This window comes from Actinotignum timonense (assembly GCF_002860685.3).
Lineage (GTDB): Bacteria > Actinomycetota > Actinomycetes > Actinomycetales > Actinomycetaceae > Actinotignum > Actinotignum timonense.
Map to the genome: position 1 here is coordinate 1,368,888 of NZ_CP136960.1, position 15,322 is coordinate 1,384,209.

General features: G+C 62.8%; 11 protein-coding genes. 9 read left to right on the plus strand and 2 right to left on the minus strand.

Going from position 1 to position 15,322, the window contains the following annotated elements:
* Positions 1-54 precede the first annotated feature (54 nt).
* A complete protein-coding gene (locus tag CYJ17_RS05625) occupies positions 55-2,292 on the plus strand; it encodes a sialidase family protein (protein ID WP_087070972.1) in 2,238 nt (745 codons plus the stop codon).
* A 179-nt stretch (positions 2,293-2,471) separates the two neighbouring features.
* On the opposite strand, the gene CYJ17_RS05630 is transcribed toward CYJ17_RS05625, so the two are convergent.
* The gene (locus CYJ17_RS05630) at positions 2,472-3,425 is read right to left on the minus strand and encodes a carbohydrate kinase family protein (protein WP_087070971.1); all 954 of its coding nucleotides are present in this window, start codon (positions 3,423-3,425) and stop codon (positions 2,472-2,474) included.
* A gap of 239 nt (positions 3,426-3,664) precedes the next feature.
* On the opposite strand from CYJ17_RS05630, the gene CYJ17_RS05635 reads away from it, so the two are divergent.
* From CYJ17_RS05635 to CYJ17_RS05655, 5 genes are all read left to right on the plus strand, one after another.
* Positions 3,665-4,654, plus strand: a complete 990-nt coding sequence (locus tag CYJ17_RS05635) for a bifunctional riboflavin kinase/FAD synthetase (protein WP_087070970.1) — start codon at positions 3,665-3,667, stop codon at positions 4,652-4,654.
* Positions 4,655-4,705: 51 nt separating this feature from the next.
* Positions 4,706-5,086: a phage holin family protein gene (locus tag CYJ17_RS05640; RefSeq protein ID WP_026428556.1), complete on the plus strand. Its 381-nt coding sequence runs from the start codon at positions 4,706-4,708 to the stop codon at positions 5,084-5,086.
* A 285-nt stretch (positions 5,087-5,371) separates the two neighbouring features.
* Positions 5,372-5,641 (plus strand): 30S ribosomal protein S15, encoded by a 270-nt coding sequence (rpsO, locus tag CYJ17_RS05645; RefSeq protein ID WP_016442511.1) that lies wholly within the window; start codon positions 5,372-5,374, stop codon positions 5,639-5,641.
* 274 nt (positions 5,642-5,915) lie between these two features.
* Positions 5,916-8,354: a polyribonucleotide nucleotidyltransferase gene (locus tag CYJ17_RS05650; protein WP_087070969.1), complete on the plus strand. Its 2,439-nt coding sequence runs from the start codon at positions 5,916-5,918 to the stop codon at positions 8,352-8,354.
* A 92-nt stretch (positions 8,355-8,446) separates the two neighbouring features.
* Entirely contained in the window at positions 8,447-9,760 is a 1,314-nt protein-coding gene (locus CYJ17_RS05655; protein WP_087070968.1) for a M16 family metallopeptidase, read from the plus strand.
* Between the two features lie 42 nt (positions 9,761-9,802).
* Here CYJ17_RS05655 and CYJ17_RS05660 read toward each other — a convergent pair whose 3' ends face one another.
* A complete protein-coding gene (locus CYJ17_RS05660; protein ID WP_087070967.1) occupies positions 9,803-11,851 on the minus strand; it encodes an ABC-ATPase domain-containing protein in 2,049 nt (682 codons plus the stop codon).
* Between the two features lie 37 nt (positions 11,852-11,888).
* Between CYJ17_RS05660 and dapB the strand changes: the two genes are divergently transcribed.
* The 3 genes from dapB to CYJ17_RS05675 all read left to right on the plus strand — a co-directional run bounded on the left by dapB (position 11,889) and on the right by CYJ17_RS05675 (position 15,300).
* A complete protein-coding gene (gene dapB, locus CYJ17_RS05665; protein WP_087070966.1) occupies positions 11,889-12,635 on the plus strand; it encodes a 4-hydroxy-tetrahydrodipicolinate reductase in 747 nt (248 codons plus the stop codon).
* Positions 12,636-12,644: 9 nt separating this feature from the next.
* The gene (gene dapA / locus CYJ17_RS05670) at positions 12,645-13,553 is read left to right on the plus strand and encodes a 4-hydroxy-tetrahydrodipicolinate synthase (RefSeq protein WP_087070965.1); all 909 of its coding nucleotides are present in this window, start codon (positions 12,645-12,647) and stop codon (positions 13,551-13,553) included.
* 70 nt (positions 13,554-13,623) lie between these two features.
* Positions 13,624-15,300 carry a ribonuclease J gene (locus tag CYJ17_RS05675; protein ID WP_087070964.1) on the plus strand — a complete coding sequence of 559 codons (1,677 nt, stop codon included), beginning with the start codon at positions 13,624-13,626 and terminating at the stop codon, positions 15,298-15,300.
* Positions 15,301-15,322 lie beyond the last annotated feature (22 nt).

Below are 15,322 nucleotides of genomic sequence, written 5' to 3' on the forward strand. Positions count from 1 at the left end.
AGGCGCACCATGTACACGGCAGTGTCGCAATGATGCGGAAAGAAAGGAAACAACATGGATAAGGCGACGGTTGGTGTGAGCTGGATGTTCCAGTTCCGCGCCGGGATGGATGGCGATCTCGTCGCTGTTCGCGGAGCGGAAAAGGGCTGGGTGCTCTCAATCAAGGCGGGGAGCTTATTCCTGGCCGGATCGAATGAGACGATGGAATTTGCCCTGGATATGGAGGACACCGCAACGGTGAGTGACCGTACCTGGCACACCGTGGCAATTACCTCCAGCTCCGCCGGTGCGAAAATCTACCTGGATGGATACCAGTGCTTCTCCACAACCGCGGACCTTTCTCCGGCAGCGGTACCGGGATCAAGCGCTCTCGAGAGCGTGTGTGCCCCGGGAACCGATATTCGCGGACTAGAAAGCTACGACCGTGTTCTGAGTAGCGGCGATATTCTGGCCCTCAGTCCGGCCCCTGAACCCCTGATTGAGTTCGCGGCCTCCCACCTCTCCGATTATGACGTGGCCGATGTGGCGGAGCTACGCGCGGGCAGCGTGTTTTTGCGCTACCGGGTGCGCGGGCCGGGGCAGCACGGAACGATGCTCGCGGCGGCCGGCAACGGTGTCGAGCAACTGAATGTATCGGTGACCGAACGCGGTATCGAATATCGGGTGCTAGGCCAACGGGGCGAATGGCGCACCTTCCTCGCCGAAGGCCACTGGGATGAAGGCCGGTGGCATGATGTGGTGCTGCGCGTGGGGCACGGCGCCGTTCAGATTTACGTGGATGGCTTCATGGAGGCCCACCTGCCCGGTCAAGCCTTCTTTGATGCGGTTTCGGCTTGCGATGAGATCGTCATCGGGCAGGACACGGCTGGCTCGCGCCTCTTCGGCGAGGTGCGTAATGCCGCTGTGTATTCCACGATCCTCAACGATGCGCAGATTAAGAAGCTTTCTTCTGTTCCGCCGCTGGAAACCCAGTGTCTTTTCGATGCCGGGTTTCACAACTCGGTAAGTTACCGGATCCCCTCGCTTATCACCTTGCAATCGGGCGTCGTCGTCGCGGGTGCTGATCAACGTGAAACGATTGCTAATGATTCGCCGAATTCTATTAACTTCACGATCCGGCGCTCTTTCGACAGTGGGGAAACCTGGGACGATCTCCAGACGGTGCTCACCTATCCGGGACACGGGGCGAGCGGTGCCTCGGTGATTGATTCCTGCGTGGTGCAGGATAAAAACACCGGGCGCCTCATTGTGCTCATTGATCATTTCCCCGGTGGGATGGGGCAGCCAAACGCGGAAGCCGGAATCGGCCTCGATAAGGACGGGAATTTCATCCTCCACGATGGGAACGGGGCGAGTTTTACCTGGCTCCCCGACGGCAGTGTTATCGATGCCGAAGGCCAGGCGGCGCCCTACCGGATTTCTCCTCGCGGCAATGTGACGGTGCTACGCGACGGGGCGGAGACGCCGGGAGGGAACGTTTTCCTTGCCGACGGCGAAGACCTGCACCAGACCTTATTGACGAAGCGCACCTGCTACCTTCAGATGATTTATTCCGACGACGACGGCGCCACGTGGTCGGCGCCCCGTAACCTCAGTCACGAGGTGAAAGAAGAGTGGATGTCCTTCTGCGGTACCTCTCCGGGGAATGGAATTCAGTTGGAAGGTAAGAAGCACCGCGGGCGGCTCGTGATGCCGATTTACTTCAACGGTGTGCACACCACGTACTTCTCCGCCGCGGTCGTCTATTCGGACGACGGCGGGGAAACCTGGAAGCGCGGCGCATCCCCCAATGACGGGCGCATCTTTGAGGGGCGCCAGATTGAGGGGCGCACGCTGGATACTGAAAAAGCTGCAACCCACGAATCCACCCTTATCGAGCGAGCTGATGGCTCTGTGCTTATGCTCATGCGCAACCAGCATCCGAGCGGGAAAATCGCGGCCAGCATCAGCGAGGACGGCGGTGAAACATGGGGCGACGTCTACTTCGTTGACGCCATCCCCGAGATCTTCTGCCAGCCCAATGCGGTGATGTGGCCGACCGTAGATTGCCCCGAACGGGTGATCTTTGCGAACGCTGCTCAGCTGCGCCCCTACCGGGGACGGGGCGTGCTGCGCCTGTCGGAAGACGGGGGCCGAAGCTGGATTGCCTCACGCACCTTCAACCCGGCGCATTATGTGTACCAGTGCATGGCGATTATGCCCGATGGCGATCTCGGTTTGCTCTGGGAACGCGAGATGCAGGGCTTGTACTTCACGAAGTTGCCCCTCGGCTGGATCAACGCGGCGAAGTAAGCGCTGAGTAATAGTCCAGATGATAACGGTGGCGCCCGCCGCTCGGGATATTCCCCGCGGCAGGCGCCACCGTTGTTCTGTCAGCACGCGTGCGCGCCGGTGCGCGCTTTTGCGCACTCGTGCCACTCGGCAGGAGCGTGGACAGTTGGGGTGCCGGCAGTTTTCCTAACCCATTATTTTTATCGCAGCGCCGGATCGCCGGTGCGGACGGTGTCGACCTCCGCGGGAGTGGGGGAGTAGGCGCCGTCATGGCTGACGGTCAGCCCCGCCGTAATAACCGCCTGGTGCAGGGCGGGGCGCACGTCGGAGAAGTGGGCGGCGCGCAGGCGCTGCTTGGCTTCCACCGATCCGAGGAGCCCGGCTTCCATAAGCCCGGCCAACATCCCGGCCATGAAGGAATCACCGGCTCCCACCGTGTCTCCCAGCTCCACATTGAGCGGATCGACGACGAGCATATCGCGCTCCCCGGCCAGCTTGACATAAGCACCCCACGGCCCGCGGGTGACCACCACCATGCCCGGCCCGGAGGTAACCCACCGGCGCATAATCCGCTCCACCGGTTCACCCGGGTAGAGCCATTCAAGGTCCTCATCGGAGGCCTTGACCACATCGCACAGCGCCACCAGTTCCTCAATGCTCTCCCGCACCTTTTCGGGAGAACCCATAAGATCCGGGCGGGCATTGGGATCGTAAGAGACCGTGCCGGTCAGTGCCTGGCGCTTGACGGCGCGTAAAATCTTCTTGCTCGAGGCACCCACCACCGCAGAGTACGAGCCGCAGTGCAGGTGGCCCACCGTATCCGGGTCCGGGATCTCAGGGAAGTCCGATTCGACGTCGAACTCATAACGCGCCCGGCCCTCGGCGTCGAGGAAGGCGCTCGCGGTAGTAGTGCGGCTGGCGCCGTCGGATCCGGGGACGATCTCCACACCCATGGCGGCGGCCTGCGCGGCGATCCGTTCCCCGCGCTCATCGCGCCCGAACCAGGTGGCGAGCTCCACGTGCTGGCCGAGCCGGGCGACGCCGGATGCCACATTGAGAAGTGAGCCGCCCACGACCTCGGTGCCGGGTCCGCTTTCTCCCTCACGGATAATGATGTCCACAAGCGCTTCACCGGCGCTCACAAATCGTGCCATTGGTGCCTCCCATCGCCACAGCTGTTCTGCGCGCAGGCCCGGGGCACCGTAACCTGGCTGCCCGACGCTGCGCACGCTTTCTTCGCACACCAGTTTATCTGGAAAATCGCCGTGATTTTGGGGCATACGGGGCGCGGAAGACCCCGCCCCGTGGCATAAAAATGTCAAGCCCGGGTGCGCAAAAAATTCTGGTTTTTGCGCGGGTGGGATAACGGGGCGAATAAGCTACCCTGGAGAACGTGCAGATTTGGACATCTCCTTCAGATATTTCGCCGGATTTTGACCGGAGCGTCGTGACCTTCGGGGTGTACGACGGCGTCCACCGTGGGCACCGTGCCGTGCTCACCCGCGCCGTTGATATTGGCCGGGAACTCGGTTGGCCCGTTATTGTTCTCACGTTTGATCCCCATCCGGCCACCGTCCACCGCCCCGAGGCACATATCCGCCTCGTTATGAGCCTGCAAGATCGCATTAACCGCATTGAAACGCTGGGTGTGGATGCGCTCTACCTTCAGCATTACGACGCCGCCTACGCCCGCGCCACCGCCGCAGAATTTGTACGGGACCAGCTGGTGGGCCAACTCCGGGCCGGCTTCGTGGTGGTCGGACATGATGCCCGCTTCGGGGCGGGGAACACCGGGGACGAGGCGGTGCTACGATCCCTCAGCACGGAGCTGGGCTTCGGCGTGGAAATCGTAGGTGAGCGGTGCGATGCGGCGGGGGAACGGTGGTCCTCCACCCGGGTGCGCGCCGCGCTCGCCACCGGCAACGTTGATCACGCCGCGCAGATCCTGGGGCGCCCGCACCGTATCCACGGCACCGTGGTACACGGGGCGCGCCGCGGGCGCGAATTGGGATTCCCCACTGCGAATCTCAGCGGGGATGACCTGGGTGAAGTTCCGGCTGACGGCGTTTACGCGGGGTGGCTGGTGCGCCGTGTGCCGGGCGGCAGCGCTGAAGAATACCTCCCGGCCGCCATCTCCGTGGGCACCAATCCCCAATTCGATGGCCAGGAACGCACCGTGGAAGCCCACGTGCTCGGGCGTAGCGACCTCAATCTCTACGGGGAGCCCATCAGTATCGATTTCGTCTCCCGCATCCGCCCCATGCTCACATTCGGATCGGTGGACGAACTGCTGGCCCGCATCGACCTTGACGTTTTAGAAACAGCGGATCGCCTGGGTGTTCCGCCCGCCGGCCGCGTCCCACCCGGCGCCGTGCAAGCCTAGCGCCGCCTGCGCCGTCAGCAAACGGCGGGTCGCATTCGCTAGGGTAAGTGCATGAGTACATTCGCTCTTCGCGTCGCCATCAATGCTGTTGCGCTGTGGGTGGCCACGCTCCTCATTCCCGGTCTGGCAATGGTGGGGGAGGCCCCCGATACCCTCCGTCTTATCGGATGGTTTGTGGTGGCTGGCCTCATTCTTGCCATTCTCAACGCTGTCATCCGCCCGATCTTGAAGTTCCTGTCCTTCCCGCTCTATATCCTCACGCTCGGGCTATTCTCCCTGGTGATTAACGCAGCGATGATCTCGCTTACCGCCTGGGCCTCCCAGGGTTTGGCGGTGCACCTGGTGGTGGGCAGCTTCTGGGCGGCGCTCTTCGGCGGGATTGTGGTCTCCCTCGTCAATATGGTGCTCAGCGGCTTCGTGGACCGCTCGTAGCGCCCCGCCGGCCCCACCGCCCGGTCAGCCCCGTCAGCCCCGCCACCCCCACCGCCCGGTCAGCCCCGTCAGCCCCGTCAGGCCCGTCAGGCCCCACCGTCCGGTCACCACCACCGAGCGGCAAAGGGAAAGCGGGGAAGGCCACACCCGCACTGGCGGATACGCCAGTGCGGGGCGTCGTCGCCGTGTGCTAGAATTTTTAGGCCGTTTACATCGGCCACGGTAGCGTCATGCCTGGGAGAACATGCCCCGGAGCTCCGTGCAACGGAAACTAAGGAGAATCGCATGGCCCTCAAGCCTGAAGAAAAGCAGAAGATCATTGCCGAATACGCCACGCACGAGGGCGATACCGGTTCCCCCGAAGTGCAGGTGGCGCTGCTCTCGGCTCGTATTTCGCAGCTGACGGAGCACTTCCGCTCGCACATCCACGACCACCATTCGCGTCGTGGCCTCATGCTTCTTATCGGCCAGCGCCGCCGCCTTCTCAGCTACCTCGCTGAGGAAGATATCGAGCGGTACCGGTCGCTGATCGCACGCCTCGGCTTGCGTCGATAAGTACTTAAAGCGGCTCGGGTTTCATCCCGGGCCGCTTTCCGTATGCCCGCAGGCGTGAGAAGTGGCTCAGCATCGCCGCAAGTGAACTGTGCGCGGCGCTCAGCTGCTTGCTCGGGCATTACGATAGACAGGGTGCGGTGCGCCTACGCACCCCAACATGTGGAGTACCGCGAACGTGGTCTTCGGTGATGGTTGACGAAGGCGGGAACGCTAGGGCCCGTTTTCGTGAATTACCACTGATGGCCGCCTCGCGGCCGAAATAAAAGGAGGTCCCGTGGAGGGTCCCAATATTCATAGTGTGGAAGCCGTTGTTGATAACGGCTCCTTTGGAACACGTACTATCCGTTTCGAAACCGGGCTGCTAGCCCAGCAGGCCAACGGCGCCGCCCTGGCCTACCTGGACGGGGAAACCACCGTTTTCTCCGCCACCACCGCTTCGAAAAGCCCGAAGGAACACTTCGATTTCTTCCCGCTGACGGTGGATGTGGAAGAACGCTCCTACGCAGCAGGTAAAATTCCCGGTTCCTTCTTCCGCCGCGAAGGCAGGCCCGGTACGGACGCCATTCTGGCCGCCCGCCTCATCGACCGCCCGCTGCGCCCGCTTTTCACCAAGGGCATGCGTAACGAAGTGCAGATCGTGGAAACCGTGCTCTCCATCCACCCGGATGATGCCTACGACGTTCTCGCGATCAACGCCGCGTCCCTGTCCACCTCGCTGACGGATCTGCCCTTTGCCGGGCCGGTTGGTGGCACCCGCGTGTCCCTCGTGGACGGGCAGTGGATCGCCTTCCCGCGCTGGTCGGAAATGGCGCGCGCCACCTTCTCTATGGATATTGCCGGGCGTATTGTTGGGGACGACGTCGCCATCACCATGGTGGAGGCCCAAGCTCCCGAACAAACGGAAGCGAACGTGGCCGCCGGTGGCATTGCCCCCACCGAAGAAGTTATTACCCAGGGCCTGGAAGCTGCCAAGGGCGTTATCCGCACCCTCTGCGAAGCGCAGCTCAGCCTCATCAACGAATGCGGGAAGCCCACCGCGGACTACCCCTTCTTCCCGAATTACACCGACGCCCAGTTCGAGGCCGTCGGCAATGTTCTTGGTGATCGTTTCAACACCATCCTCGGGATTGTGGACAAGGTGGAGCGCGATACCGCACTCAATGACCTCACCGATCAGATCGTTTCCGAGCTGACGGTGCCCGCCGATGCCCAGTTCAACCTGGAAGAAGACGGCCCCGGGCTCGCCGCCGCGGTCAATGACCACTTCAAGGAAGTCATGCGCCGCCACGTCCTCACCGAAAACGTGCGTATGGACGGGCGCCGCCCCACCGATATTCGTTCGATTTCCGCGCAGGCCGGTGTGCTGCCGCGCGTGCACGGCTCGGCGATCTTCCAGCGTGGCGAAACCCAGATCCTCGGGGTAACCACCCTCAATATGCTCAAGATGGAGCAGCCGCTGGATAATCTTTCCCCGATTACCCACAAGCGCTACATCCACCACTACAACTTCCCGCCCTACTGCACCGGCGAAACCGGGCGCGTGGGCAGCCCCAAGCGCCGCGAAATCGGGCACGGGCACCTGGCCGAAATGGCGCTGGAATCCCAGCTGCCCAGCCGCGAGGAATTCCCCTACGCGATCCGCCAGGTCTCCGAGACGATGGGCTCGAACGGCTCGTCTTCCATGGGTTCGGTGTGTGCCTCCACGATGTCCCTGCTCAACGCGGGTGTGCCGCTCAAGGCCCCGGTTGCCGGTATCGCCATGGGCCTTATTTCCGCTCAGATTGACGGGGAAACCAAGTACGTGACCCTCACCGATATTCTCGGTGCGGAAGATGCCCTGGGCGATATGGACTTCAAGGTGGCCGGCACCCGCGACTACGTGACCGCGCTGCAGCTGGACACCAAGCTGGACGGCATCCCCGCGGAAGTCCTCTCCGCGGCGCTGTCCCAGGCCCGTGACGCCCGGCTGGCCATCCTCGATCTCATGAACCAGGCCATTGACGGCCCCGATGAGATGGCGCCCACCGCCCCCCGTATCCTCACCGTGAAGATCCCGGTGGATAAGATCGGCGAAGTCATCGGCCCCAAGGGCAAGATGATCAACCAGATCCAGGAAGATACCGGCGCGGAAATCACCATCGAGGATGACGGCACCGTCTTCATTGGTGCTGCCGACGGCGCCTCCGCGGAAGCCGCTCGTGACACGGTCAATTCCATCGCCAACCCGCAGCTCCCCGAAGTGGGCGAACGCTACGTGGGTACCGTGGTCAAGACCACCACTTTCGGTGCGTTCATCTCCCTCACCCCGGGCCGCGACGGCCTCCTCCACATCTCCCAGATTCGCCGCCTCGTGGGTGGCAAGCGCGTGGAGAACGTGGAAGATGTCCTCAATGTGGGCGACAAGGTCGAGGTCGAAATCGGCGAAATCGATGATCGCGGCAAGATCTCCCTGGAAGCGGTCGTTCCGGAAGGCGAAGCGAACGCCGAAGCGGAAAGCTCCGATCAGGGCGATAACGGCGCTCACGGCGAAGCGGAGGAGAGCGCCCCGCGGCAGAACCGGGCGCGTTCCCGTTCGCGCCGGCGCAGCGAGTCCTCGGCGCCCAGCGCACCCTCGGCAGACGACTCCGATGCTGACTCCAGCTCAAGTCGCGGTTCGCGTGGAAGTCGCGGTTCGCGGCGGCGTCGTCGCACCGTCCACACGGACGAAGACTAAAACCCGCGCCCACGGGCGCTAAGGCATAGTGAACTCCCCGAATGTTTCCGGACGTTCGGGGAGTTTGCGTAACTATCCAGAAAAGTATTCCCATGATGTATAGCGAACTGCCCCTTCCGCTTAACGCGGGCGCCAGTCTCAATATTGACGACGACGGCGCACTCCTACGCCGCACCGTCCTCCCCGGCGGGCTACGTGTCCTCAGCTACCGCCTGCCCCATATTCACTCCACCTACGTCAGCATGTGGGTGGGCGCCGGGTCCCGCGACGAAGTGGCGGAGACCCAAGGATCCACCCATTTCCTTGAGCACCTGCTGTTCAAAGGCACGAAGCGGCGCAGCTCCCTCGATATTTCGCGAGAAACGGACTACCTGGGCGGGGGATTCAACGCGGCCACCTCGAAGCAATACACCCACTATCACGGCCATATTTTTGACGAGGACCTGCCCCAGGCCATCGATATCCTCGCCGATATGCTCACCAGCGCGACCCTCAGCGCCGAAGATTTCGCGGTGGAACGCGGCGTTATCCTCGAAGAACTCGCCATGTATGCCGACGATGCCACCGATACCGCCATGGAAAAAATCCCGCAGCTGGTCTTCGGGGATCACCCGCTGGCGCGCCCCGTTGGGGGAACGGCGCAGACGGTGCGGGCCCTCCAGCACGAGGCGCTCCTCGAGCACTATCACGGGGTCTACCATCCCGATGAAGTGGTGGTGGTTGCCGCGGGCGCCGTCGATCACGAAAGGCTATGCGAACTGGCGGTGGAGGCGCTGAGCGCCGGAGGCTGGGACCTGAGCACGGAGCGCGACGCCCACCCGCGCCGTATCGCCCCGCCTATCGTCTACCAGGAAGCGCGCGAGCTGCACGTTCCGAAGGAAGTGGAGCAGGCGGCGGTTATCGTGGGGATGCCGGGGTTGAGCTTGACCAGCGAGGACCTGCCCACCTTGCTCGCCCTCAATGCGATTCTGGGCGGAGGAACCTCCTCGCGGCTTTTCCAGGAAATTCGGGAACGGCGCGCCCTGGCCTACTCGACCTATTCCTTCCCGATCAGCTACCGCGAAGGCGGCATGTTCTGCCTGGCGGCCGGTTGCGCCCCGCATAATGTGGGCACCGTGCGCGAACTCATGATGACCGAATTGGATCGCCTCGCCCGCGACGGAGTGAGCGAAGAAGAAACGGAATCCGCTTTCCGGCGCCTGCGCGCCGATATTGTGTTCGACGCCGAACGGGTGGGCACCGCCATGACCCGGCTCGGCACCTCCGAGCTGGTACGTGGCAGCCTCATTTCGCATGAGGAACACCTGCGCCGTGCCCGCGCCGTGCGCGCCGCAGATATAAACGAGCTGGCCCGCCGCATCGCGGCAGGCCAGCGTTCGTGCGTAACCGTGGGACCGGAGAACTAGCGGGCGCTCCGCTGGGCCGCTAGTTCGCTAGTCGGTTTTCGGCTATTCGGCGTCCTCCGGGCTAGGCGCGGATGGGGCGCTATCGCTCGATGGTGCAGACGGGGCGCTTTCGGCCGACGGTGCGGACGGGGCACTGGGTGCGGAGCCCACGCTCGGCGCCGACGGCGCGGCCGCCCCAGTCTCCGCCTCGTGCGCTTCCCTCGCATCCGCCGCGGGCTCGCTCGCGGCCGGCTCGCCCACCGGGGCGTGCACCACCTTGAGGGTGCGGTAGCGGTTGAGCGCCGCGGCAATATCCACCGCGCGCGGCCGGGCCAGGAAGGCCGGTTTTTCGCCGGCTCCCAGGGCATCCAGGCCGTGCGTGGCAATGGTCTCCTCCAGGCGTGCAATACCTTCCGGAACGGTGTATTTGCCGCGCAGGCACAGAGCGCGGGTGGGATCGGTCAGGGAGCGAATCGCCCAGGCAATCGCAGCGGTTTGGCCCGGATCCACAATCTGGGGCACATCGCTGAGATCAATATCAGCGCGGTCCAGAGAAATAAGATCCACCCCGCGCGACTTCGTTTTCGCCTTGACCCCGTGGGCCTTGAGGGGGAGCGGATAGCGCGGCGCCGGGTGCGTAAACTCGGCAATATCATTGCGCTCCCGCGGGTGCGCCGCGGCAACCTCCCGGGCCTGCTCCGTAACATCGTGGCACACATAGTGGTCCATGAGGAGCACCCGATCCGCGGCATCCAAATAATCGCCCGAGCCACCCATGACCATAATGGTGGAAATACCGGCGCGCGCCATACCAGCAATCCGATCCACAAAAGGCGTAATTGGTTCCTGGTTTGCCGGCACCAGGGCACGCATCCGCTCATCACGAATCATGAGATTTGTGGCCGAGGTGTCCTCGTCAATAAGCAAGACCCGCGAACCGGCCTCAATGGACTCGGCAATCGCGGCGGCCTGCGAAGTAGAACCCGAAGCATTTTCGGTGGAAAAATCAGTGGTATCCGTGCCATCGGGCAGGGAATTGATGAAAGCTGAGACATCCACACCGGTCACCCAGCGCCCATCGGCGGCACGCACCTTCATCGCGCTGGGATCCATGGCGACCAGCTCGCGCCCATCCCCGGGAATATGCGGGTAAACGCTGCGCTCCAGCGCGGAGAGCAGCGTGGACTTACCGTGGTAGCCCCCGCCAACGATCACCGTAATACCCGGAATAACCGGCATACCGGTCACTTCACCGGCATGGGGCAGCTGCACGCTTTCACGCAAATTTTCCGGGCTGGAGAAAGCAATGGCGTCACTCAAAGGCAGATCGGAAATACCCGACCGGCGCACCAGTACTGCGCCGTCGTTAATAAAACCAATCCAGCCGCGCTCCCGAATCACGTCCTGAAGGGCGAGATAATCCTCATACGTTTCCACATGTTTACGTAACGCGTCCCGGTGAGCCGCAAACTCTTCCCCTTCGGAGGAGAAATTGAGCGTGGCTTCGATGATCTCGGGAAGGTACTCGTCGGCGGTTTGGGCCATGGCATGCCCGAGGATCGTGCGCCCTTGCGCGGGGAAATGGCATTGGAAACGCAGCTCCACGTGATTGGCGAAAACGGTGGCGCTGGAGCGCTCCAGAATTTCTTGTCCCACTTTCGCGATGGAAATATCGCGAGAATGGCGGGCGCGTTCCGCAAAAGTACGGGCTAGGAAATCAGCAACAGCCAGGCGTTGCTCCGGAGTGGTGAGCAAATCAGCGGGAATCCCCACCTTCGCTGGATCGGCGGTCACCCGCAGCGCGGAGGGCGGTGCGTAGGGATCGGATTGCACCCGATCAATATGCACCGTGTACATGCCGTAGTCGTAATCGCCGATAACAGACTTGTAGGCAGGGTAATTGCGTCCGTCCAGTTCGTGGAGGCGGTCGATAAGGTCGACGTCGTCTCCTTCGACCCGCGCAAATTCGCGCCGTTCACGGGGCGCCCCGCCCCGCCTATCCCGACGGTCATATTGGCGATCCCGGCCCCCGCGCGGGCCCCGGCCTCCCCGGTAGTCCCGCCCGCCGCGGGCATCGTAACGTTCCGAGCTGTGCTCATATCCAAAACTCATAACACCTAGTCTATCCAGGCCACGTAGCATGGACGGTATGACTATCAACGTAGCTGTGGTGGGAGCGGCGGGACGGATGGGGAGCACCGTGTGCACCGCCGTCACCGCCGCCCCCGACATGAACCTGACCGCCCGGATCACCAAGGATGATCCCATCAACGCCCAGACCCTGGCGGGCGCCACTGTGGGAGTGGACTTCACCGTTCCCGATGCCACGGAAGATACCGTGCGAGCCCTCCTGACTCACGGCTGCCACGCCGTCGTCGGAGCGACGGGGTGGACTCCGGAAAAAATCGCACGGATTGAGGCCGTGGCCAAGGAAACGGGGCGCCATGTGCTCATCGCCCCGAATTTCGGTTTGAGCGCCGTGCTCACCATGATGTTCGCGGAAATGGCCGCCCCGTATTTCGAATCCGTCGAAGTGGTGGAAATGCACCATCCCGATAAAGTGGATGCTCCCTCGGGAACGGCGCGCGCCACCGCGGAGAAAATCGCGGCGGCCCGGGCGGCGGCCGGATGCGCACCCGCCCCCGATGCGACCTGTGGGCCGGCGCCCGCCCGCGGGGAGAAAATTGCCGGCATCCCGGTGCACGCGGTGCGCCTACGGGGCCTGAACGCCCACGAAACGGTGCTGCTGGGCAACCCGGGTGAACAACTCACCTTGCGCCAGGATTCCTTCACTCGCGAATCGTTTATGCCCGGGGTGCTTCTCGCTATCCGCGGCATTGACCAGCATCCGGGCGTGCAGGTGGGGTTAGAGCAGTATATGAGCTGGGGACGATAGGCTGAGCCCATGGACGAGCACACTTTGCCTTCACGCAGTTTCGGATCCGTCAGCGTTGCGATGGTGACCCCATTCCACGCCGACGGCTCCTTGGATGTTGATGCCGCGGTGGCGCTGGCCACCACTCTCGTGGACCAGGGGTGTGATGCCCTGCTCCTCTCGGGCACCACCGGGGAATCTCCCACCACGCACCAGCCCGAAAAAGATGTACTGGTGCGGGAAGTGTGCGCGGCGGTGGGGGATCGCGCCATGGTCATTGCCGGTGCCGGTTCTAATGACACCGCCCACGCCGTGCGCATTGCCCGCGGTGCCGAAAAAAGTGGGGCGCAGGGGCTGCTCGTCGTCGCCCCGTATTACAACCGCCCCTCCCAAGAGGGCGTGTACCAGCATATTTTGAACGTGACGGAAGCAACCGATCTGCCCGTCATGGTTTACGACATCCCGGGGCGCACCGGGGTGCGGCTCGAATTGGATACGCTGCTACGGCTAGCGGAGCATCCGCGCATCCTCGCCGTCAAAGATGCCACCGGGGACGTGGCGGGCGGTTTCGTGAAAATGGCGCGCACCGGCCTGGAGTATTACTCGGGGGACGACGCCCTCAATTTCGCCTGGCTCGCCCACGGTGCCTCCGGGGTGATTTCGGTGGCCGGGCACGTTATTGCGGCGCGTTTGCGGGCTCTGGTGGAGCAGGTCGATGCCGGGGATCTTCCCGCTGCCCGCCGGGAAGCCGCCGCGCAGCGCCATATTATTTCCGCGATTATGGGCAGCGGCCAGGGCGCCGTTATGGCCAAAGAGGCGCTCAAGCTCCTCGGGGTTATCCCCTCGGCAACCCTGCGGCTACCCCTGGTGGGAGCCTCCGCGGCGCAGATCGCGGAACTGGCGGAAGCGCTGCGCGCCGAAGGGCTCCTCGCGGACTAGCAGGCCACTAGTTTTACGCCCGGGCATGAAGCACCTATGGAAGCGCCCCGCTTCGTGAGAGAATACAGGGGTGAGTGATGAAGTGAAGAAATCTGTACCACCGCTGCGGGACGCCGTTCGTATCGTTCCCCTAGGTGGGCTCGGTGAAGTTGGCCGCAATTGCAATGTTCTTGAATACCAGGGAAAACTGGTGGTTGCCGATTGTGGCGTGCTGTTCCCCGAAGAAGCCCAACCCGGTGTTGATCTTATTCTCCCCAATCTTGACTACCTGGAAGATCGCCTCGAGGATATTGCCGCCATCGTGCTCACCCACGGGCATGAAGACCATATCGGGGCGGTGCCCTACCTGCTGAAAATGCGCCCGGATATCCCGGTGATCGGCTCCCAATTGACCATTGCTTTCGTGGAGGCGAAACTCCAGGAGCACCACATCACCCCGAATGTCACCGTGGTGGCCGAAGGGGATTCCATGAGTATCGCGGGCATGGAATTTGAGTTCATTGCCGTCAACCATTCCATTCCGGATGCGCTGGCCCTGTTCATCCGCACCCCGGAGGGCAATATTCTCATCACCGGTGATTTCAAGATGGACCAGCTCCCGCTGGACGGGCGCCTCACCGACCTGCGTGCATTCGCAGCGGCCGGGGATGAAGGCGTGGACTTGTTCATGTGCGATTCCACCAACGCGGAAATCCCCGGTTTTGTGCATTCCGAGTCGGAAATTCAGCCGGTGATCGATTCGGTGATCGGCGGGGCCACCGGGCAGATCGTCGTCGCCTCCTTCGCCTCGCACGTGCACCGGGTCCAGCAGGTCCTCAACGCCGCGGCCCACAATGGGCGCAAGGTTGCCTTCGTGGGCCGATCCATGGTGCGCAATATGAAAATTGCGGAGGACCTGGGGTATTTGGACGTGCCAGAGGGCACCGTCGTCGATCTCAAAAATATGAAGGACCTGCCCGAAAACCGCCGCATCTACATGTCCACCGGCTCCCAGGGCGAACCCATGGCGGTGCTTTCCCGCATCGCGAATCGTTCCCACCCCAAGGTGGCGATTAATCCCGGGGATACGGTGCTGCTGGCTTCCTCGCTTATTCCCGGAAACGAAAATTCGGTGTTCCGGGTGATCAACGGGCTTATCAAGCTCGGCGCGAATGTTATCCACCAGGGAAATGCGCGGGTGCACGTATCGGGGCACGCCGCCCAGGGCGAATTGCTCTACTGCTACAACATTTTGCAGCCGGCCTACGCCATGCCCATTCACGGGGAGGTGCGCCACCAGGTCGCTAATGCCGGTGTCGCGGTGAAAACCGGGGTGCCTGCCGATAATGTGATTCTGGCGGAAAACGGTTCGGTTATCGATATGATCGACGGCGAAGTTCGCCTTGTCGGCTCGGTGCCTTTCCAGAATATTTACGTGGACGGCTCGTCGGTCGGGGATATTACCGAATCCGAACTCAAGGACCGCCAGATCCTCTCCAACGAAGGCTTTATTGCTATTTTCGCGGTGGTGGATACCAATGCGCGGCGCATCGTTACCGGCCCGCACCTCCAGGCGCGCGCCATGGCCGAAGATGAAACCGTCTTTGACAGCATCACTCCGGAAGTCACGCGTGCCCTGGAAGAAGCCGTGGCGAAGGGCTCGGATAGCTACGGGATGCAGCAGGCCATGCGGCGCGTGGTGGGGCGCTGGGTCTCGCGTAAATTGCGCCGTTCGCCCATGATTATTCCGACCGTCGTGGAGGTGTAGTCCCTCTCGCATGCGGCGCGCC

Coding starts and splice junctions, on each gene's coding strand:
- CYJ17_RS05625 (WP_087070972.1), top strand. CDS start 55: ATGGATAAGGCGACGGTTGGTGTGAGCTGGATGTTCCAGTTCCGCGCC.
- CYJ17_RS05630 (WP_087070971.1), bottom strand. CDS start 3,425: ATGGCACGATTTGTGAGCGCCGGTGAAGCGCTTGTGGACATCATTATC.
- CYJ17_RS05640 (WP_026428556.1), top strand. CDS start 4,706: ATGAGTACATTCGCTCTTCGCGTCGCCATCAATGCTGTTGCGCTGTGG.
- rpsO (WP_016442511.1), top strand. CDS start 5,372: ATGGCCCTCAAGCCTGAAGAAAAGCAGAAGATCATTGCCGAATACGCC.
- CYJ17_RS05655 (WP_087070968.1), top strand. CDS start 8,447: ATGATGTATAGCGAACTGCCCCTTCCGCTTAACGCGGGCGCCAGTCTC.
- CYJ17_RS05660 (WP_087070967.1), bottom strand. CDS start 11,851: ATGAGTTTTGGATATGAGCACAGCTCGGAACGTTACGATGCCCGCGGC.
- dapB (WP_087070966.1), top strand. CDS start 11,889: ATGACTATCAACGTAGCTGTGGTGGGAGCGGCGGGACGGATGGGGAGC.
- dapA (WP_087070965.1), top strand. CDS start 12,645: ATGGACGAGCACACTTTGCCTTCACGCAGTTTCGGATCCGTCAGCGTT.